Origin of the sequence: Shewanella sp. 2_MG-2023 (assembly GCF_030548905.1) — a bacterium.
GTDB lineage: Bacteria > Pseudomonadota > Gammaproteobacteria > Enterobacterales > Shewanellaceae > Shewanella > Shewanella electrodiphila.
Genome location: NZ_JAUOSO010000007.1, coordinates 186871 through 207546 on the forward strand (window position 1 = coordinate 186871; position 20676 = coordinate 207546).

Below are 20676 nucleotides of genomic sequence, written 5' to 3' on the forward strand. Positions count from 1 at the left end.
AACCCTATTAATCACATGTGACTACACGTCAGCTTTATCTTGCAAGCCCACTAAACGCATTAATTCAGCAGTACGATTTGCGTAACCCCACTCGTTGTCATACCAAACATAAAGTTTAAGCTGAGTATTATTAACAACCATGGTTGATTGCGCATCGATAACCGCTGAGCGAGGGTCTGTTTTATAATCAATCGAGACTAACGGACGCTCTTCATAACCAAGCACCCCATCAAGCTCGCCTTCTGCAGCTTGTTTAAGCAATTGGTTCACTTCAGTTTCTGTGGTGCTGCGGCTCAGTTCAAAAACACAATCTGTAATTGACGCATTTGCTAATGGCACACGAATCGCATGACCATTTAAGCGGCCTTTCAGCTCTGGGAAAATATGCGTAATTGCTGTTGCAGATCCCGTGGTTGTAGGAATAAGGCTCATGCCACATGCTCTTGCACGGCGTAAATCTTTGTGGGGAGCATCAAGAATAGTTTGGGTATTCGTAATGTCATGGATAGTTGTCATTGAACCATGAACAATACCTAGTGACTCATGGATGACTTTAACCACAGGTGCTAAACAGTTAGTGGTGCAAGATGCAGCGGTAACAATTGGGTGAATTGATTTATCATAATCTTGATGATTCACGCCCATAACTACATTTAACACACCGTCTTCTTTCACTGGTGCCGTCACTACAACACGCTTTACACCTTGATCAAGGTAAGCTTGCAGCTTTGCTTTGGTCTTCATCACGCCTGATGCTTCAATAACAACATCACAGTTTGACCAATCAGTATCGGCAATAGCTTTATTGGCTGTGCAGACAATCTTATGACCATTAACTTCGATGGTATTATCATGCGCAACAGCTTCATGAGCCCAACGACCATGAACTGAATCAAAATTGACTAAATGAGCCAGTGTGGCTGCATCACCAGCTGGATCGTTAATTTGAACAAATTCAACGTCAGCCCAATCGAATGCAGCACGAAATGATAAACGTCCCATACGGCCAAAACCGTTAATTCCTACTTTAATTGTCATAATCTAGCCTTTCGTTTAATAAAATAAGTTAAATCAGTGTTTGAAATCACTAACAACGATTGCAGTTAGGTCTATTAACCATATCCGCTAAGCGCTTCAGATCAGCTTCAATGAATGCGGTATTGCCTGATGCGGTTTGTGTAATAACGGTTTGAGCCCATTGAGGTAATGCATCATTAAGTCGGTAGTAAACCCACTGACCTTGCCTTCTATCGGTTAACAAACCTTCTTTTCTAAGTTGAGCTAAATGGCGTGATATTTTTGGCTGACTATCATCTAGCGCAGCCATTAGCTCACAGACGCACAACTCCTGATTAAGTGAAATTAAAAGTAAACTCTTCAATCGAGTTTCATCAGCTAAGCATTTAAAAAATATGCTGGGTTGCATAGTTAACCTCTATCATCTTGATTTGTATTCAAGGTAAATAACCAAGAAAAGTATCAAAGTTCAAAATCGTTATAGATAATGCAGCAAGGATATGCGTAAAAACAGATATATGCAAATTCATATATATGCAAAATGAAATGTTTAATAAAAATGTCATATTACTGGACATATTTTGACAAGGGGTAGCAACAAAAAACCGACTGGTTACAGTCGGTTTTATTGATTAAGCCTTCATATCATCAGTCTTTTAATCTGACTTTAGCGATTTATACTAAGAAGGTATTTATCCCCAATTGAGTGTCATTTATGTTTTGGCCGTTAAACGTTCAGCGAGTAACGTAGCATTTCGCGCCACTATGCCATAAATGGATAGTTGTGGATTAGCCCCTAAACTTGTTGGGAACATCGAGCCATCCATGACTGATAAGTTTTCAAAATAATGGGATTGCCCTTCACTGTTAATCATAGATAACGTTTTATCATCACCCATAGCACAGCCTCCCATAACATGTGCTGACGCAACAATCGTCTTGAGCAAACCGATATCCATAGTGGCTATGGTTTCCTTGGCTTGCGCCCAATTAAGCTGCATACCAATACCATCATTAATCGGTAATACTTTTTTAGCTCCTGCAGCAAACTGTAATTCAGCCATGGTCGCAAAGGCACGTCTTGCGGTATCCCAAAAAGGTTGTTCCAGTGGATAATCGAGCGCAAATCCTTCGTCAGTCAGCCTAACTTGACCACCGGGGCTTTGGTCAGAATAACCATCTCTTACAAGTGCTATCATCACTTGTAAGTTATTAAAGTGAGTCATAAGCTCTGCATGACTGCGACCATAACCAATCGTTTTAGATGCTATTAAAATCGGGTGAATTGGAGGCACTTCAAGTTTATAGCCCATTTCACCCGCTGCGCCATCTCGCCAAACAAATTCATCGGAATAGATAGATTGTGGTGCGCCGCTGTGACCATCAATTTGTTTATCAAAAAGACTGCCAGATAACAGCGTTGGATGTAAAAATGTTTTACCTAATAACTTATGTGGATCAGGGGTTTTAGCCCGCATTAAAATAGTCGGAGTGTGTATTGCCCCAGCGCTTAAAATATAATGCTTAGCGCTAAAAGTCAGCGTTGCTGCACTTGAACTGCCCGATTGCGCTTTAGCAGACAAGCCTTCAACTTTGTCCCCTTTATGCTTTAAATCAATAACTTTAGCATTTGAGATTAAAGTTGCGCCTTGCTCTAGCGCACTGGGAATTGTGGTCACTAGCATCGACTGCTTAGCATTTACTGGACAACCCATTCCACAATAACCCGTGTTCCAGCAACCTTTCACATTGCGTTTGATAACAGTGTATTCCCAGCCGAGCTTTTCACAGCCTTCTTTTAAAGCCGCGTTATTCAAATTAGGCTGAAATTGCCATTCACTGATATTCAATCTGGCTTCCATTTTCTCAAACCAAGGTTGCAAGGATTCAGTGGATAAGCCTGTGACAGATTTTTCTTTTTCCCAAAAAGCTAACGCGTTATCAGGCGTTCGAATTGAAGTGGTCCAATTAACCGTCGTCGAGCCGCCAACGCTTCGACCTTGAAAAATTCCAATACCTTTATCAGAGGTTTTCATCGCCGCAGCTTGTTGGTATAAATCAGGATAGGCGGTGCGTTCCTCCATATTGAAGTCACTTGATGACTTTAAAGGACCACCTTCTACCATAATCACACTAAGACCTGCTTGTGCCAGGATTTCAGCAGCCGTGCCACCTCCAGCACCTGTGCCTACAATGACCACATCAGCTTCAAAGTGTTGATTTTCTGTCAATTGATTAGCATCTATATGCTGCCAACCAGCAGCTAAGCCAGTGGTAATCGGATCAATGATATTTGCAGCCATTTGTTACTCCAGAATTCATGTTAATTAGTGAAAATACAAACAGCTTAGGCATCCAAAAATGTAGGTTTAGCGTAGTGCAGACGTCCCCAATGTTCTGGGCAAGCGTAATAGCTAGAGATGATGAGTTCACGCAGCCCAATATAAGCAGTCTGCATCATCTCAAGAAAGTGATGACGCCAATGCTCCAACATTTCATTCAGTTGTTCAGGCGATCTAAGCACCAATGGCGTAATGCTGCTGGTGAGAATAAGCAGGCCAAATCTTGATTCCAGCATGGTCAGTAATTGGGTTAATTCTTGCTTTTGATCTTCAGGCAATACACTGATTGTTTGGTTAATGGCAATGATGGTCCGATTTAAAAAAGCATCACGATAGTTGGCAACTTCTGGTAATGCGCCATCCATAAATATCGGAATAAGCACACTGAATAATAAGCGATGTGTGTCATCTGGGTTATCGTTTACTTCAGGCGTATACAAACTCACACCTAAAGCGAGCGCAGCTGTTCCTGTAAACGCCCCAGTTAAAAAGGTTCTTCTTTTCATTGTTATCCCTTTTCTATTGCCTACTTCTGTACGAAAGCACGGCCACAAATCAAACACTCCCAAGTGCCACATTTGTTGCCACAAAAGCATCTATGCTAAAGTGAACTCAATCAACATTTAAACACACGTTTGAATATTAACAAACCATTGCACATAAAATACCCATATGAAAAAGACTTTTTCACCACCATGGTGGGCTGTAAGTGCCCATATTCAAACGATTTTACCCGTATTTTTCAAAGTGGACAAACCAGAAGTTTCAAGACAACGCCAAGAACTATCTGATGGTGATTTCGTTGATTTAGACTGGGTGGGTGAAGCGGTAAATGGCCAACCTATTTTAGTCATTTTGCATGGTTTAGAAGGCAGCAGTGATTCTCACTATGTGCGTCGCATGCTTCAAGCAGCAAAAGAACAAGGTTTATGTGCCGTGGTACATCATCACCGTAGCTGCTCTGGCGAACCAAACCGCCTAGCACGCAGTTATCACAGTGGTGATACTCAAGATATTCACTTCACCCTCACTCAGTTAAACCAACAGTTTCCTGACTCAGCGTTATACGCTGTAGGCTATAGCTTAGGGGGTAATGTACTGGCGAAATATCAAGGCGAACAAGGTAGTGATAGTTTGCTAGACAAAACCATCATTGTTTCAGCGCCGTTATGTTTGGCCGCTTGTGCAAAAAAATTAGAAAGTGGCTTTTCTACGGTATATCAACAGCATTTAATTAAGCAGTTACAAGACAAAATGCAGGCAAAAGTTGCTGAAGCGCACTTGAGCACTGATATGCCAGTGACCGCGAAAGAAATTGCCGAATTAACAACATTCCATCTATTTGATGATAAAGTCACCGCCCCGCTACATGGCTTCAGCGATGTATATGATTACTATAATCGAGCGAGTGGTAAACCATTTTTAAAACAGGTACAAAAATCGACTTTAGTCATTCATGCTCAAGATGATCCCTTTATGACAGATGCGGTGATCCCATCCAATGAAGAGTTGTCTGATCATGTTGAGTACGAACTACATCAAAACGGTGGTCATGTCGGCTTTATCTCTGGCGGTGTACCTTGGAAACCGACTTTTTATTTAGAGTCTCGCATCATCCAATTTATTAAAGGCTAATTCATGCTAATCCCTTACGAGGCGTTATTACAACTGCCGCAAGAAACACTTAATAACTTGATTAAAGAGTATTTATTAACTCAAGTTGAAGATGGATCTTTTGGTCAACTTGATGATCAACAAATTGCTGCTGCCATTGAAAAGTGTAAGCACTCTCTTAAGCTAGGCGAGCTCAAAGTAGAATTTAGCGAAGAAGATGAATCAATCGCTATAAGGCATAAAGATCAAATCATTTACCCAACTGCTGAGTAGGATTAACATTGCAGCATTGACCTCAATCGATTCAGCCCGTATAAATAGAGTCTGTTTTTCTTCAAGTTTAATCATGAAAGTGTTAACGATGAGCAGAACGATAAAACACTGAACTGTCTCAGTTATTTAGCTAATTTTCACGTTTGATCTAGGTAGGATAAATGTCAACAAAACATCCCATTATTGCTGTTACTGGCTCTTCAGGAGCTGGCACAACAACAACGACAACGGCATTTACTCATATCTTCCGTCAACTGGGTATCAATGCAGCTTTTATTGAAGGTGATAGTTTTCATAACTTTACCCGTGCAGAAATGGAAGTGTTAATCCGCAAGTCTCAAGCTGAAAATCGCAATCTTAGTTATTTTGGCCCTGAAGCAAATAACTTCGTCAAACTCGAAGAGTGCTTCCAAAGCTATTCTGATACAGGCCAAGGCCAAACCCGCAGTTATTTACACACTTTTGATGAAGCTGTGCCATTTAACCAAATGCCTGGCACATTCACTCAGTGGCACCCTCTTCCTGAAAATACCGATATGCTGTATTACGAAGGATTGCATGGTGGTGTTGTTACCGAAGATGCCAACGTCGCTAAGCATGTAGACTTATTGATTGGCATGGTGCCGATTGTCAATTTAGAGTGGATCCAAAAGATCATTCGAGATACATCAGACAGGGGGCATAGCCGTGAAAAAGTCATGGGTTCAATCGTTCGCAGTATGGATGATTACATCAAACATATGACGCCACAATTCTCGCGCACTCATATTAACTTTCAACGGGTACCGACTGTAGATACTTCTAACCCATTTAGCGCTAAGGACATTCCCAGCCTAGATGAAAGCTTTGTGGTGATTCGTTTTCGCGATATCAACAATGTCGACTTCCCTTATTATCTCAGCATGATTGATGGCTCATTTATGTCTCGAGTCAATACCTTAGTGGTACCGGGTGGTAAAATGTCATTAGCAATGGAGTTAATTCTAACCCCATTGATCAAAGAGTTAATGCATAAAAAAGCCGCAGAAAACGCTTAATACTGAGTCACATTCTTACTAAATGAACGATTATTACTTATGGTTGTTTAAGCTTGTTTTAAGCCATAGGTATTATCATCTCCACTATCGGGATTTCAGGCGAAAGAACGATAGTTGATGTGCTCATGGGTGTTAATTCCCCCATCTTTATCTGTTAGCGCACTTGGGCATATCAGCAAACCTACTTTTAGCACGCTCTTCTTCGTTAGTTTAATGACACTAGCAAGGTTTTGATTTCAGCCCGCACGCTGTCCACTTGTTTAATAATTTGATTCGCTGCAGCTTCATTTTCAGGCATATTCTGCCATTGAGTCGACCATACTTGTGTTAATTGCTGCGACTGCTCAATTACAGGCTTGCCAGTTAAACTACTCAAATCTTCTATCAGCCCAACTTTTACCCAGCCAACTCTTGGGTTGCCAAGCTTTAAGTCTTGATCATAATAAGCGGCATAAACCAATTGCTGCAATTGTGCTAACTCAAGTAACATTTCAAAACTCGCGGTTCTCACATTACTATTGTGTTCAGTTATTTCCATTCGCCAAACATTGTATGAAAAACCCATCAACGAAAATAATAAGCTAAAAATGACTGTTAACTGATACCACTTCAATTGTTGATTCATCAAATCACCTCAAAGCTAAATAAAACACCAAAACAAAGCCACCATGCCTATGCTTGAATGATTAAAAACTCGATTTCAATCATTCAAGCATAGGCATTAATAGTTCTGACAGAGAGATGGAATAGAAAATCTTTGAAGTAAAAACAAAAAAACGGCCAACAGGCCGTTTAAGATAGAAAGGTTTGCGTGACACTTAATCCATTAAGGGAATGACTTCTCGGTAAGCCTGACGCTGACGGTACTGCTCGAGGCGCATAATAAATTCATCACTCTGTGCCACTTCCGGATCTTGCTTTAAAGCTTCAATCGCTTTTTGCTGAGTATCAACCGCTAACTCAAATTCACCCATTTCAGCATAACCTGCAGCAAGATTATCTAAGTTAGTCGGATCATTGGCATTATTTTCCAGCAACTGTAATGCTAACTCAACAGCACGTGAACCATCTCTATATTGCTCTTCAGGACAAGTGGCTAAAATCCAAGCCACATTGCCTAATGCGATACTGTCACCGACTTGATTAAACTGATCGAGTGCTTTACCACAGTTACGTTCAACCCCATCACCACCAGCTGAATAGATAAAACCTAAACGAAAGTGAGCGCGAGGATCGCCTTGCTGCGCTAAGGTTTGATACCACTGCTCAGCCACTCCAAGGTTTCTCGGTAATAATTTACCTTCAAATGATAAGTCTGCGATAGTTTGCTGAGCTTTAATATGATCTTGCATCGCCGCTTGTTCAACCCAGTACAGTCCTTGCTCTGTATCTTGGTCAACAAAGCGCCCAGCCAAGTTCATCAGGCCTAACAGGAATTGTGCATCGGCATTGCCTTCAGCAGCACGTAATTGAATGTGCACAAGTTTAGTGCCTGCTTGGGATTCTAATGAAGCAGGAATAGAAAAAGCATGAGCAGGTGTTACAGCACTGCCAAGCATAAATAACGAGCAAGCAAGCCCTAGATTTAATAGCTTTTGAGAATATTTCAAATCAACCCCTACAACTCAACTTCATTTGGTAATCGAATTAACAATAACTATCAATTAGTGGTTTTACAATAAAGGAAATGTGTTTAAGTCTGAAAATATCAGCATTAATAGCGAACTGAGAGTAAAAAAACAGTCAAAATATTGATTTAATAGTTACTTAAAGACTTGCTAAATAATTTAACGCACACTAAATTAGATTGACATAGTTATCTAATGTAGCAAAAATAAATCTTAAATTTAATAAGTTAATACTGACTTAGTCGCGTTTTTCATAATGTTAAACTCGATCTTCATCAAGGTTTTACAGCGACAAGTCACGTACAATTACTTTATTAGATAGTCCTTACTTTCATTTTATCAATCGAGGAAATAAACATGGCTCTGATTGGCAAGCCTAAACCTGATCCAACTTTGGAGTGGTTTCTTTCACACTGTCACATCCATAAATACCCAGCAAAAAGCACCTTGATACACGCAGGTGAAGAATCTGACACGCTTTACTACATCGTAAAGGGCTCAGTAGCTGTATTGATTAAAGATGAAGAAGGTAAAGAAATGATCCTTTCTTACCTTAATCAGGGTGATTTCATCGGTGAACTTGGTTTATTCGAAGAACAAGCAGAACGTACAGCTTGGGTTCGTGCAAAACAACCATGTGAAATCGCAGAGATTTCTTACAAGAAATTCAAGCAACTGATTCAGGTTAATCCTGAAATCCTAATGAAGCTTACTGCTCAAATGGCTTACCGCCTGCAAAGCACTAGCCAAAAAGTAGGTGATTTAGCATTCTTAGATGTTGCTGGACGTATTGCTCAAACTTTATTACATCTTGCTAAACAGCCAGATGCAATGACTCACCCAGATGGCATGCAAATCAAGATCACTCGTCAAGAGATTGGTCAGATTGTAGGTTGTTCGCGTGAAACTGTTGGCCGTATTTTAAAAATGCTTGAAGAACAAAGCCTTATTCAAGCTCACGGTAAAACTATAGTCGTATATGGTACTCGTTAAGTTAAGCTTCAGCTTGATTTAAGAGTAATTAATTAAAGTGATAATTAGTCAATCTGATTATCACTTTTTTTATGGAAGTCTTTCCAATGAGGCTGCTGCCAGCGCTTTTTCTCAGTCTATTTGCATACACTCTCAGCTCAACGACACATGCAATGACAAACGAGCTTCAACATGATGAAGTTCAGCGCTTGGTCACATCTGGTAGCATTCGTTCACTTGATTATTCCCTTACTTTACTTGCACAATACTGTGAAGGTGAATTAATTGATGCCAGCCTCTATCAAGAGGATGATAAATGGCGTTATGATTTACAATTAAAGTTAAAAAAAGGGCATGTTATCCATTTATCTATCGATGCAACAAATGGAATGCCAGAGTCTACTGACCAACTACCAAGTGAATGCCAAATAAATGAAACTGCTACTCGTCGAAGATAATACCCTTTTAGTTGCTGAACTTGAGAAACAACTTAAACAAGCTGGCTATGTTACAGATGTCACTGACAAAGCTGTTGAAGCAGACTATCTAATTAAAGAAACCCAATACGATTGTGTCATTCTAGACATAGGTCTCCCTGACGGTAATGGCTTAACGCTAGTGCAGTCTTGGCGCGAAAAAGGCATCGATACTCCCGTTATCATGCTAACCGCCCGAAGTCAGTGGCATGAAAAAGTTGAAGGTTTTAATGCTGGCGCTGATGACTACCTTGGCAAACCTTTCCATGCCCAAGAGTTATTAGCACGTGTTCAAGCACTTATTCACCGTGCTCATGGCCGACTTAATACCTCATCAAAGCAATTAAGCTATGGCGGCATTACATTAGATGAAGCCGAGCAGAGAGTGCATATCGGTGAAAACCATTTTGAATTAACCGCGATGGAGTTTAGATTGCTTAAAATCTTCCTGATGTCGCCTAAAAAGTTACTCTCAAAAGCCCAATTGACAGACAAACTATACCAATTTGATGATGAGAAAGAGTCAAATGTTGTAGAAGTTTACGTCACTCATTTACGTAAAAAACTCGGTAAAACGGCCATTGAAACTCGACGCGGCCAAGGATACATCTTTCACGGCATCGTGGAATGATATCGATCCGCAGTAAGCTAAGCTTATGGCTTAGTGCACTCATTATTATTGCGACAGTCATTGGACTCATACTGTTTGAGTCCATGCTGCGACAAGCTTTTCACGACTCTATCATCAATCGACTCGAAGAAGATTTAGAGCACATCATTCTGGCAAGTCACATTAATGCTGGCGAAATCATTATCGACCAAAATGAGCTGTCGAGCTTTTACAAACCCGCATACTCTGGACGCTACTTTCAGTTTAATTCAGAAAGCCAAGTCATTCGTTCTCGCTCCCTATGGGATGTGCAACTCGAAATTGAACTACTTGAGCAAAACCAAACTCGCGTCTGGCAAGCCAAAGGGCCAAAAAATAATGATATGCAGTTATTATCTATTGGCTTAGGTTCCACCAGCGGTCAGAAAGTGGCAACGTTAACTGTTGCCCAAGATTTAAGTATTGGCAGGCGGGTATTTAGTGAAGTATTTGGTACTAAGCTTGCGATCAATATCGCCATGCTGCTAGCAATGATTGGCGGTATTTTTATCATTATCAGGCAATCTTTTAAGCCTGTTAAATCCATTCAGGATTCACTCGCTAAACTTAGGCAAGGTGAAATAAACTCTCTCGAGATTAATCAGATCCCAGTAGAAATAAAACCGTTAGCAGAAACCTATAACGAACTATTGGATTACACCGCCAATCAAATTGAGCGTAGCCGTAATAACCTGGGTAATTTAAGCCATGGTCTAAAAACACCGCTTGCTGTGATGCAGCAGCAAGTTGAAGTGCTCGGTTTATCCAATCCTGAATCTGCCGAAGCTATGCAGCAGCAACTCGATCAAATTCGCAATATGATTGAACGTAAACTTGCCGCAGCTCGTATCACCGGCGATATGCTCCCCGCTGCACAAATGGTCATTCCAAGAGATTTCGAGGCGCTCACCAATACTTTAGATAAAGTCCACCACCATAAACAAATTGATTGCAGCGTCAATATCATTGCCAATATCAACCGACTGCCTATTCACCGTGAAGATGGAATGGAACTGTTTGGCAATCTATTAGACAACGCCTATAAGTGGGCACAATCAAATATCATTGTCGATATCGACGTCATAGCCAGTAACAGTAAAACGAGTGAGGTTAATTCAGGTCAAACTCTGACACTCACGATAGAAGATGATGGACCTGGTGTGAATGATGATCAACTCAATCAGTTAACCAATCGCGGTAAGCGTTTAGATGAGGCTGTTGTAGGCCATGGGCTTGGCTTATCCATCGTCAAAGAGATTATCGAACAGTATGGATACAATTTGACGTTTGACCGTTCAGAGCGCTTAGGTGGGCTCAGAGTGACGATTGTATTTAACAATCCGAAAGTGATGACCAGCGTCTAATCGCTCAATCTTCTATACCAGACACTAAAAAGCCCTGAGTCATTTAAATAACATAAAATGACTCAGGGCTTATTCAATAAAAAGCAATAACCACAATAATCAGCTTGTTGCTGTTTCAGTTTCAGTTTCAGTTTCAGTTTCAGTTTCAGTTTCAGTTTAAATAAACCAAAACTTTAGCCTGCAGCGTTAGTGCTTTCAAAAATTTTATCGGCAGAAGCCGCAACAAAGCCAGTATACAAATTGCCATCCGTCATTGGGTATCGGCGAGCAAACTCATAAAAACAGGTTGGGATTTCTAATTCACCATCCGCAAAAGTAACCATCATTCTGTCAGCCATCGTCGAAGATTGCTCTAACAAAACTTCCGCTGAACCTTTCACTTCACCGCCTGAAGTGTTCAATTTAAAGCCGGCACTTTTCAATGCTTCATTGACTGACTCAATACGTTCAAACTCTGGCAGCGCATTGATTGATACTGTGAAATGGTTTGCGCGATAGCCAATAGCGGCAACCCAAGCTGCGTATTCACTTTCAGCTAATAGTGTTTTGTAGCTTGCAAGATCCACATTCCAATGACGACCAGAATAAAGGAAATTATCCGCTTTAGTTGCGCTCTCATCCACTTGGTCAATTAAACCATGAATAATGGCTTGCGCTTCAGGGCTAAACTCTTCAACTAATAGCTCAGAGATAAAGACTTTTGGTTGATTAGCATCAGGATGCTCAAAGTGTTTGGCGATTAATTTCTTTTGCTCAAAGTTGTAATCACCACAAGCCACATAACCAATGGACTCGAAATGTTCGGCAAGCACTGATAAGTTAACTTTAGCAATGTTAAAGGTTCTCAAAGCAATATGATCATTAATGATCGGCTCGCCGTTACTGAGTAACTTATGAATACTATCCGCTGATGGCGTCATGTTGATATAGTCTTGCCATAATGCAGCGAACAAAGCGTTTACGTCGGTATGCATAATAAAATCCTTCTTTATAAAAAAGGCAATGAGTAAGGGCCTGTTGATCTTTCAAGGTTGCTTTTGCAGCGAATTTTTGGCCATTTGTACAAGGCAGAGACTTTGAGGTGTAGTTATTCTACATAAAAAGTCAATAACGCAGTAAAAGTGGCCAACAAACGCTGCCCGAAGGGTTCGGCTAAAAACATTTTACTCTTTGTTGAATGGCTTTTGCTTAGGTGACTAGGCATCAATCCATTCGCCTCAATTAAAACGTTTTTAACTCGAACAAAATTCAACCAGAAAAGATTAGCAGGCCCTAGTCATTGCCTTAGCAGCTTTATTGTTATTTTAAATTGAAAGCCCTGGGCTTAAGTTTGCTGGCAAGCTAACACTGTCTGCTTCCACTGAAGCTACAGGGTAAGCACAGTAATCAGCAGCATAAAATGCGCTTGCACGATGATTACCAGAAGCGCCAACGCCACCAAATGGGGCTGAACCTGAAGCACCCGTGATTTGCTTATTCCAATTAACGATACCTGCACGAATGCGCGCTAAGAAGTAATCATAATCTTCACGGCTGTCAGCTAAGATACCTGCAGATAAGCCATAACGCGTGTTATTCGCCATATCAATCGCATTGTCAAAATCTTGGTATCTAACAAGTTGCAGTAATGGACCAAAGTATTCTTCATCTGGTAATTCAGCAATCTCAGTGACATCAATTAAACCAGGAGACACTAAGCCAGTACCCGCTTCAACATGCGTTAACTCAACTAAAGATTGACCACCAAGCGCTTGTAATTCTGCTTGTGCAGCAACCATACCTTTAGCTGCGCCCTCAGAAATCATAGAACCCATAAATGGTTGTGGCTGTGCATTCCAGCTACCGACTTTAATTTGCTTAATGGCAGCAATAAGTTGCTCAATTAATGCGTCACCCGCGCTGCCTTGCTCGATATAAAGACGACGAGCACAAGTACAACGTTGACCTGAAGAGATATACGCTGACTGAATAATATCGTGAACAGCGGCTTTAGTATCTTGAACATCTTTGATGATTAATGGGTTATTACCGCCCATTTCAAGTGCTAAAATTTTGCCTGGGTGACCTGCATATTGTTGATGCAGTAAATGACCCGTACGCGAACTGCCCGTAAAGAACAAACCGTCGATTTGTGGATGAGACGCTAATGCCTTGCCCGTTTCAAGCTCACCTTGAACAAGGTTAATCACCCCTTGTGGCAATCCTGCTTTATCCCAAAGCTTCAGCATTTCTTCTGCCACTTTCGGAGTCAGTTCAGACGGCTTAAATACCACAGTGTTACCAGCAAGCAATGCAGGAACAATATGGCCATTAGGTAAGTGACCTGGGAAGTTATAAGGACCAAATACCGCAACAACACCGTGAGGCTTGTGACGCAATACTGCACGTCCAGCTGGAATATCGTTGGTTTCTGTACCAGTACGTTTATCGTGAGCTGCTGCTGATAGGCCAATTTTACCTATCATCGCGCCAACTTCTGTTGCCGTTTCCCACTGCGGCTTACCGGTTTCTTGTGCAATCACTTCAGCAAGCTCAGCTTTATGTGCTTCAAGTTCACTGCGGTATGCTTCAACGATAGCTAAACGCGCTTCATAACCCAGCATAAACCAATCAAATTGTGCTGCACGAGCAGCATCAATCGCAGTATTCACTTGAGCTGCAGTTGCAGTTTTACCACTCCAGATAACCTCACCGTTAGCTGGGTTAACTGATGTTACTTCATGGCCTTCGCCATTAGACCATTGGCCTTTAATAAATTGTGTCATTTGTTCTGTCCTAAAGTTCTAGTACGCGAATGTTATCGCCATTAGCCACTTTCAATGCTTCAGCCAACTCTGGGCTGAGCGTTACCTTGTCATGCTTATCCGACACCTTCACTTTTGCCGCTGTCGCGCGATAATCCGCTAACAAAGTATTGGCAATAATGTATTGGTGGTCTGCATGAGGCATTTTGCCGATGGTTACTGTGAGCTCTCTGCTCAGCTGAACTGAGCGAATATCATTTAATGCACACTCTACAGTTGGGCCACCATCAAAAATATCGACGTAGTTTCTAAATTTAAAGCCTTCAGCTTGAAGCAACTTCAATGCAGGCTTAGTGTTGCGATGCACTTCACCGATCACTTTTTGCGCTTTTTTAGGTAAAAGGCACACATGAATTGGACTTCGCGGCATCATTTCAGCCATAAAGGCTTTCTTACCTAAACCTGAGAGATAATCAGCTTCAACAAAATCGATACCGAGGAAATGATCTTGTAACCATTCATAAAAAGGCGAGTCGCCCTTTTCATCGCTAACGCCACGCATTTCGGCAATGACCGTGCTGCCAAAACGTTGCTCATGTTGCGCTAAAAATAAGAAGCGTGAACGTGACAGCATGCGGCCGTTATAGCCACGACGATAATCTTTATTCAAAAATAAAGTACACAACTCTGCCGCACCAGTGTAGTCATGGCACAAGGTCAGGGTTTCAACTTCATTACGAACTGAGATTTGTTTTGAATGATAAACTTCAGTACCTAAACGGTAATGATAAAAGGCATCTTCCATTCCAACAGCGGCTTCGATACCACAGGTACCGACAACTTCATTGGTTTTCAGATCTTCAAGCACCATCAAATAACCTTCATCAAAAGGCTTTTCAACTTGCTTGGAAAAAGAGGCTTCTGCACGAGCGATTTTCGATCGCAATAGCTCTTCGTTGACAGGCAGAGATGTAAACCCATGTCCTGACTCAACAGCTACCTTGTATAGAGCATCGTAATCACTGGCGCGAATTGGTCGAATGATTAGCATCAAACTCTCCTAAAATAACACCTATAAAGCCAGTATTTATGCCTTCAGGCTTAAATACTTAACCTCATTGGTTACCCAAACAAAAAAGCGCAACCCAATGGTTGCGCAATTTTATCAATTAACCTGCAACTACTTTAGCTACAGCACGTTCAAAACGCGCTAAACCTTCAGCAATATCGGCTTCTGGGATCACAAGAGAAGGAGCAAAACGCACTACGTTAGCACCAGCAATCAGGCTCATTAAACCTTCAGCAACTGACGCAACAAGGAAGTCACGACTACGACCAGCGTATTGTTCATTCAGTACAGCACCTAACAACATGCCTTGGCCGCGTACTTCTTCAAATACATTATATTTAGCATTAATTGCCGCTAAACCATCACGGAATAATTGCTCGCGATGCTTAACACCGTTAAGTACTTCAGGTGTATTAACGACATCCATTACAGCGTTACCAATAGCACACGCTAGTGGGTTACCACCATAAGTAGAACCGTGAGTACCAATTTTTAAATGTGCTGCAATTTTAGCAGTAGTCAGCATTGCTGCGATTGGGAAACCGCCACCTAATGCTTTAGCACTGGTTAAAATATCAGGTACGATATCTGTGCCCATGTATGCGAATAGCTCACCAGTACGGCCAACACCTGTTTGTACTTCATCAAAAATAACTAATGCGTCATGCTTATCAGCTAAAGCACGAACCGCTTTAAGGAATTCTGGGTCACCATTGATAATTCCGCCTTCGCCTTGAAGCGGCTCAAGCATAATGGCACATGTATTATCTGAGATGACTGCTTCAAGTGCAGCAATATCATTGAATGGTACGTGAGTAACACTTTGTGGCTTAGGACCGAAACCATCAGAATAAGCCGCTTGGCCACCAACAGTAACAGTAAAGAAAGTACGACCGTGGAAGGCTTTATCAAATGCAATGATTTGATCTTTTTGTGGGCCGTGATTTTCTAGTGCGTAACGACGAGCTAGTTTCAGCGCAGCTTCGTTAGCTTCTGCGCCCGAGTTAGCAAAATAAACACGTTCAGCAAAAGTGGCATTAACTAACTTAGTCGCCAATTCAAGTGCTGGTTCGTTAGTCATTACATTTGAAAGATGCCAAAGTTTTTCGCCTTGTTCTTTAAGCGCGCCAACTAGAGCTGGATGACAATGACCTAAACAGTTCACTGCAATACCACCAGCAAAGTCAATAAACTCGTTACCTTGTTGATCCCAAACTCGGCTACCTTCACCGCGAACAGGAATTACTGCTGCAGGCGCATAATTAGGCACCATAACTTCATCAAATTGGGCACGTGTTAAGTTCATTTCAACGCTCATTACTTTTCGTCCTTTGGTTATTAAGTGATTTAAAAATCACTCTAGTCCGCTGTCTGTATTGGTTTTGGTTTAGTATCGCAGCGGTTGCTTGTCTAACTTGAAGGTCATTATTAGCTAAAATGTGATCAAAATACCAGTTTTTAGCTGTTAACTATTCATTACTGAAATGATTAGTGAATAAAGAGTGATAAAAATGCGCATACAAAGTACTTATATTGCTAAATTTGAGCATAAATAGTCATAAAAAAAGTTATTTGAACTCGATTTACTTAGCTATTCATCAAATATGCATAATTAGACAAGTCAATTTAGTCAATCACAGTCCCATTACTGTGATTACACTAAATCCAATTTGCGGTAGTTTTGCCCTTTCAGCCTGATAAGTTCCTGCTCAGTAAATTCATAATAATCAAACATCACACGCTTTTCTTGCGGATCAATTAGGCGAGATTCTTCTAACAATAACACTTTAGCGAAGCAACTCGCTTTCGCGACGATGGCACTTTCAGCAGAGAACTCGCTAAAGTGGTAATTAAAATCGAGCTCTTTTAGTATTTTTGTCAGCTTACTGTTTTCAAATTCAAGTAAATCCAGCATTTGCCAATTTAACTGCTCACCATGAGACATTACCTTGCTAAATACTTCATTTGCAGGAAACTCAGATGCCATCACAGCATCGTAGAGATTCTTATCTCCTTTAGCACTCGTTTCTCGCAGCCAAGTGCCCCAGGTTTTCTCAAACTGCCTTGCGCTAGCATTCAAGATAGTCGCACTGCCTAATTGCTTCATGAGCGACGCGCTGTAAACCAGTGCCGCATCTTTCTCATGCAATACTGCTAGGGCTTTGGCTGCAATTGCAGTCATCATGCTATATCGCCATAGCTTTCTGGTGGTCCAGACTAGATTGGCATTACCAGAAGGCAACCAGTTACGTAGGCAAAAGTAAGGTATTACCGCTTGTAAGTTTTCAATGCCAATATAATTAAGGACTAACTTAATATCAGTGACTTTAACTTCTGATCGCTGAGGTCTTCTATGGCTTGATGCTGGGCTATTAATTAAATTGACTAAATCGGTATACAACCAGGAGATGTTTTCGACTAAGGGGCGGATACGACGAAGATCAGGGTCTTTATTCAATAGTAAATCAAGTAGTAAGACTTGTGACTCAGCTAGACCAGATTGTTCCAGCATTTGTTTAGGTGAGCTAATTTGATGCTCTAGGGCATTCATCACTGTGATGGTCAGCTGCTCAGAAATACGCTTAAGCACATGCTGAGCTTTTGCTTGCTCTTCCATGCGCGCCTTAATGGCTTTACGCTCGACTTCTAATTTATTGGCATCATCCTCAAGCTGTTTATCGCGATCATCAAACTGCTGGGTCAGCTTTTCTTTCCCTACAATAAGTTGTTTATATAATCGATTTTCAACTTCGATGACTTTTCCTGGTCTGACTCCACCTGCTACCGACACTGCCACTACTGCAAACCTTTAACCTTGATACATGTTGGTGATAATAAAGGATATCGGCCGCTTTATGTATCAATTGAGCGTAATAATCAAAAAAGAAAGACATAAAAAAGGCTTCCAATAGGAAGCCCTTTTAAGGTGAAGCGCTTCATGCATGGCATAAAGTGCTAATTTTCAATATTTACTTAAGCTCTTGCTCAAATAGTTTGTATATACGACGGTATTCATCTAACCAACTTGATGGTTGTCTAAAGCCATGCGGTTCAACTGGGTAAATCGCCGTCTCAAACATTGGTTTTTCAAGTTCAATTAAACGTTGTACTAAACGTACACTGTCTTGGAAGAAAACATTATCATCCAGCACACCACTCATGATCAGCAGCGGCTTTTCTAAACCTTGAGCATGCTCAATTGGCGAGCTGCGCTCATAAGCGATAGGGTCGACATCTGGCGTATTAAGAATATTCGAAGTGTAAGGTGCATTATAATGTGCCCAGTCCGTCACTGGACGTAATGCTGCGCCAGCTTGGAATAACTCTGGCTCATTAAATAATGCCATGAAGGTTAAGAACCCGCCGTAAGAACCACCATAGGTACCCACTTTAGCAGTATCGACATTGGTGTGTTTTGCCATCCAGCTAACACCGTCTTTTAAATCTTCAACTTCAGGGTGTCCCATATTACGGTACACAGCGGTGCGCCAGTCACGCCCGTAACCCTTAGAACCACGATAATCCATGTCCATTACCACATAACCTTGCTGTGTCAGCAGGTTATGGAACATAAACTCACGGAAGTAACCAGAGAAACCATTATGGGCATTTTGTAAATAACCAGCACCATGATTAAAGATGACCGCAGGGTATTTATCAGCATTAGCAGCATCGTACCCTTGAGGCAAATACACTCTGGCATAAATATCTTTAGCACCATGAGTTGAAGGAACTTTTACTACTTGCGGCGCTTGCCATGCGTATTGGCTAAATGCTTTGCTGGTGTATTGAGTTAATTGCTTAAGCTCGCCACCTATTGGCTGTATGTATAGCTCATCTGGGTTTACAGCTGTAGAAGCTGTCAGTAACAATGATTGACCGTCTGGGCTTAGTTTGTAATCTAAAGTGCCTGTCCACTCGGTTAATTGTTCAGTCTTACCAGTTGCAATCTCTACACGGTAGACATTATAGGTGCCAGGATGGTCTTTATTCGCACGGTAATATAAATGGCTTGCATCTGGTGATAATGTTACTTGATCAACGACATACTCGCCTTTAGTTAAAGCAGTAGTTTTACCATCTGCTTTGACATATAACTGAGAGAATCCAGACTCTTCAGACAAGTAATAAAACTTATCTTCACCGGTCACCCAACCAAACTGGTTAAAAGTATAGTTAATCCAAGCATCATCATGTAAACGATGTTCAGTCTCAAGCTTGCCAGACTGTAGATCGACACTTGCGATCCAACGATCTTTGTTATCATGGGCTTCCATCATTACAAGCAATTTATTGTCAGTGTCATGCCATTGAATGGCACTTTGACCCCAGCCCCAGTCTTGCATTAACTGCAGAACACGCGGCTCAGGCTTACTTGTGTAACTTTCGCCTTTGGCTTTAGCATTTTCTGCTTTAACTGATGCCAATACATCTTCATCAAAGCCAGTTAAACCTTCAATCGTGATATCTTTTTTTACATGCTCAACTAAGTCGAGTAATACTAACCTTTCGCCTGGATAGTTGTCTTCTGCCACTCTTGCTCTTGCAGGTACAGCGTCTACATAACCATCTTTGCCTAGGTAGTTAGGCATGATGTCATGTTCAGCTCGCCAGCTATAATTTTTATCTGATAAAGCGACAACAAGATAACGACCATCAGCAGATAAACTCATTTCATCGACAGTTTCACTGTCACCTAAGTACCAGGTTTTAGGTGCAAACGTCGGATCTTGTGCTGCTAATTCTTCTGCGTATTCTGCTCGAGATTTATTCTTGTCATGCTGTAGTGCAACATAAGCAATTAGGCGGTGTTGCTGTTTAGCAATATATGACTCAGGATCTTTAACGTCCGCAGGCGCTTTAGCCATTTGAATATCAACAAGTTGCTCAGTCATACCTGTGTCTAAATGTAATTTGAACACACTGTTACCTTGCATATAAGCAAGATCGCCTGAGTTTAAAAACTTAACGTCATCAATCGCATTATTTTGACGAGTTAATTGTTTAATCTCACCGGAGTTAAGTTGTTTAACAAAGATATTGCCTTTGTAAATATAGGCTTTTTGAGACTTGTCAGTATTAAACACACCACGTTTTTGATCTGCTAAATGCAACTGGTTAAGTTTAAGAATCGTAGCTTGAGACTGATTGATGCCTTGTTGGTATACATCCGCAATCGCAGATTGATGCTCTTGGCGACTAAAATAAACTGACTGGCTATCGTCAGACCAATAAGCATTCTTAGCTAACAATCCCATCCAATCAGGATTAGCCATAATTTGATTCAAGGTCAATGCTTGCTCAGCTTGCGGTGGCATAGCGAATGGCACTACCACACTGGCTGATTGATTAGATACGGTCGAAGAGTCATTGTTGCTTGCTGTAGCGCTGCAACCTGAAATTATTGCGAGAGAAAGCGCACTCAATGCGGCATTTCGCAGTAGCCTGGTCATATTAAATCCCTTGTCATCAAAGATGAATGATATATTCT

Annotated in this window: 19 protein-coding genes; 7 read left to right on the forward strand and 12 right to left on the reverse strand. The window is 41.2% G+C overall.

The window, feature by feature from the left end; genetic code table 11:
* Positions 1–21 precede the first annotated feature (21 nt).
* The 4 genes from Q4600_RS09375 to Q4600_RS09390 form a co-directional block, all read right to left on the reverse strand.
* Entirely contained in the window at positions 22–1038 is a 1017-nt protein-coding gene (locus Q4600_RS09375; protein WP_102529228.1) for an ArsJ-associated glyceraldehyde-3-phosphate dehydrogenase, read from the reverse strand.
* 49 nt (positions 1039–1087) lie between these two features.
* Positions 1088–1426 carry a metalloregulator ArsR/SmtB family transcription factor gene (locus Q4600_RS09380; RefSeq protein WP_102529227.1) on the reverse strand — a complete coding sequence of 113 codons (339 nt, stop codon included), beginning with the start codon at positions 1424–1426 and terminating at the stop codon, positions 1088–1090.
* A gap of 304 nt (positions 1427–1730) precedes the next feature.
* The gene (locus Q4600_RS09385; RefSeq protein ID WP_303515628.1) at positions 1731–3320 is read right to left on the reverse strand and encodes a GMC family oxidoreductase; all 1590 of its coding nucleotides are present in this window, start codon (positions 3318–3320) and stop codon (positions 1731–1733) included.
* A gap of 44 nt (positions 3321–3364) precedes the next feature.
* Positions 3365–3865, reverse strand: coding sequence for a TAT leader-containing periplasmic protein (locus tag Q4600_RS09390; protein WP_102529225.1), 501 nt, complete (start codon positions 3863–3865; stop codon positions 3365–3367).
* A 166-nt stretch (positions 3866–4031) separates the two neighbouring features.
* Here Q4600_RS09390 and Q4600_RS09395 point away from each other — a divergent pair, with 166 nt between their 5' ends.
* The 3 genes from Q4600_RS09395 (at position 4032) to Q4600_RS09405 (ending at position 6283) form a co-directional block, all read left to right on the forward strand.
* A complete protein-coding gene (locus Q4600_RS09395; RefSeq protein WP_303515641.1) occupies positions 4032–4994 on the forward strand; it encodes a hydrolase in 963 nt (320 codons plus the stop codon).
* Positions 4995–4997: 3 nt separating this feature from the next.
* Positions 4998–5246 carry a YheU family protein gene (locus Q4600_RS09400; protein WP_102529223.1) on the forward strand — a complete coding sequence of 83 codons (249 nt, stop codon included), beginning with the start codon at positions 4998–5000 and terminating at the stop codon, positions 5244–5246.
* A 161-nt stretch (positions 5247–5407) separates the two neighbouring features.
* A complete protein-coding gene (locus tag Q4600_RS09405; RefSeq protein WP_102529222.1) occupies positions 5408–6283 on the forward strand; it encodes a phosphoribulokinase in 876 nt (291 codons plus the stop codon).
* Positions 6284–6488: 205 nt separating this feature from the next.
* Here Q4600_RS09405 and Q4600_RS09410 read toward each other — a convergent pair whose 3' ends face one another.
* Positions 6489–6908, reverse strand: a complete 420-nt coding sequence (locus tag Q4600_RS09410) for a hypothetical protein (RefSeq protein ID WP_303515645.1) — start codon at positions 6906–6908, stop codon at positions 6489–6491.
* Positions 6909–7101: 193 nt separating this feature from the next.
* Positions 7102–7893, reverse strand: a complete 792-nt coding sequence (locus Q4600_RS09415) for a tetratricopeptide repeat protein (protein ID WP_198589600.1) — start codon at positions 7891–7893, stop codon at positions 7102–7104.
* A 375-nt stretch (positions 7894–8268) separates the two neighbouring features.
* Between Q4600_RS09415 and crp the strand changes: the two genes are divergently transcribed.
* The 4 genes from crp to Q4600_RS09435 all read left to right on the forward strand — a co-directional run bounded on the left by crp (position 8269) and on the right by Q4600_RS09435 (position 11372).
* Complete coding sequence (gene crp, locus Q4600_RS09420) at positions 8269–8904, forward strand: cAMP-activated global transcriptional regulator CRP (protein WP_102529220.1); 636 nt, start codon at positions 8269–8271, stop codon at positions 8902–8904.
* A 152-nt stretch (positions 8905–9056) separates the two neighbouring features.
* On the forward strand, positions 9057–9341 hold the full coding sequence (locus Q4600_RS09425) for a PepSY domain-containing protein (RefSeq protein WP_133146652.1): 285 nt from the start codon (positions 9057–9059) through the stop codon (positions 9339–9341).
* Positions 9316–9990, forward strand: a complete 675-nt coding sequence (locus Q4600_RS09430) for a response regulator transcription factor (protein ID WP_102529218.1) — start codon at positions 9316–9318, stop codon at positions 9988–9990. The genes Q4600_RS09425 and Q4600_RS09430 overlap by 26 nt, the downstream gene beginning before the upstream one ends.
* Positions 9987–11372 (forward strand): ATP-binding protein, encoded by a 1386-nt coding sequence (locus Q4600_RS09435; RefSeq protein ID WP_303515656.1) that lies wholly within the window; start codon positions 9987–9989, stop codon positions 11370–11372. Before Q4600_RS09430 ends, Q4600_RS09435 begins: the two co-directional genes overlap by 4 nt.
* Positions 11373–11545: 173 nt before the next feature.
* Here the strand turns inward: Q4600_RS09435 and Q4600_RS09440 are convergent, their stop codons facing one another.
* The 6 genes from Q4600_RS09440 to Q4600_RS09465 all read right to left on the reverse strand — a co-directional run bounded on the left by Q4600_RS09440 (position 11546) and on the right by Q4600_RS09465 (position 20638).
* A complete protein-coding gene (locus tag Q4600_RS09440; RefSeq protein WP_303515659.1) occupies positions 11546–12346 on the reverse strand; it encodes a DUF1338 domain-containing protein in 801 nt (266 codons plus the stop codon).
* 330 nt (positions 12347–12676) lie between these two features.
* Entirely contained in the window at positions 12677–14137 is a 1461-nt protein-coding gene (gene astD, locus Q4600_RS09445; protein WP_229371160.1) for a succinylglutamate-semialdehyde dehydrogenase, read from the reverse strand.
* 10 nt (positions 14138–14147) lie between these two features.
* Positions 14148–15167 carry an arginine N-succinyltransferase gene (gene astA, locus Q4600_RS09450; RefSeq protein ID WP_102529214.1) on the reverse strand — a complete coding sequence of 340 codons (1020 nt, stop codon included), beginning with the start codon at positions 15165–15167 and terminating at the stop codon, positions 14148–14150.
* A 118-nt stretch (positions 15168–15285) separates the two neighbouring features.
* The gene (locus Q4600_RS09455; protein WP_102529213.1) at positions 15286–16503 is read right to left on the reverse strand and encodes an aspartate aminotransferase family protein; all 1218 of its coding nucleotides are present in this window, start codon (positions 16501–16503) and stop codon (positions 15286–15288) included.
* Between the two features lie 336 nt (positions 16504–16839).
* Complete coding sequence (locus Q4600_RS09460) at positions 16840–17982, reverse strand: HDOD domain-containing protein (RefSeq protein ID WP_229371158.1); 1143 nt, start codon at positions 17980–17982, stop codon at positions 16840–16842.
* 172 nt (positions 17983–18154) lie between these two features.
* A complete protein-coding gene (locus Q4600_RS09465) occupies positions 18155–20638 on the reverse strand; it encodes a prolyl oligopeptidase family serine peptidase (RefSeq protein ID WP_303515666.1) in 2484 nt (827 codons plus the stop codon).
* Between the last annotated feature and the right edge of the window lie 38 nt (positions 20639–20676).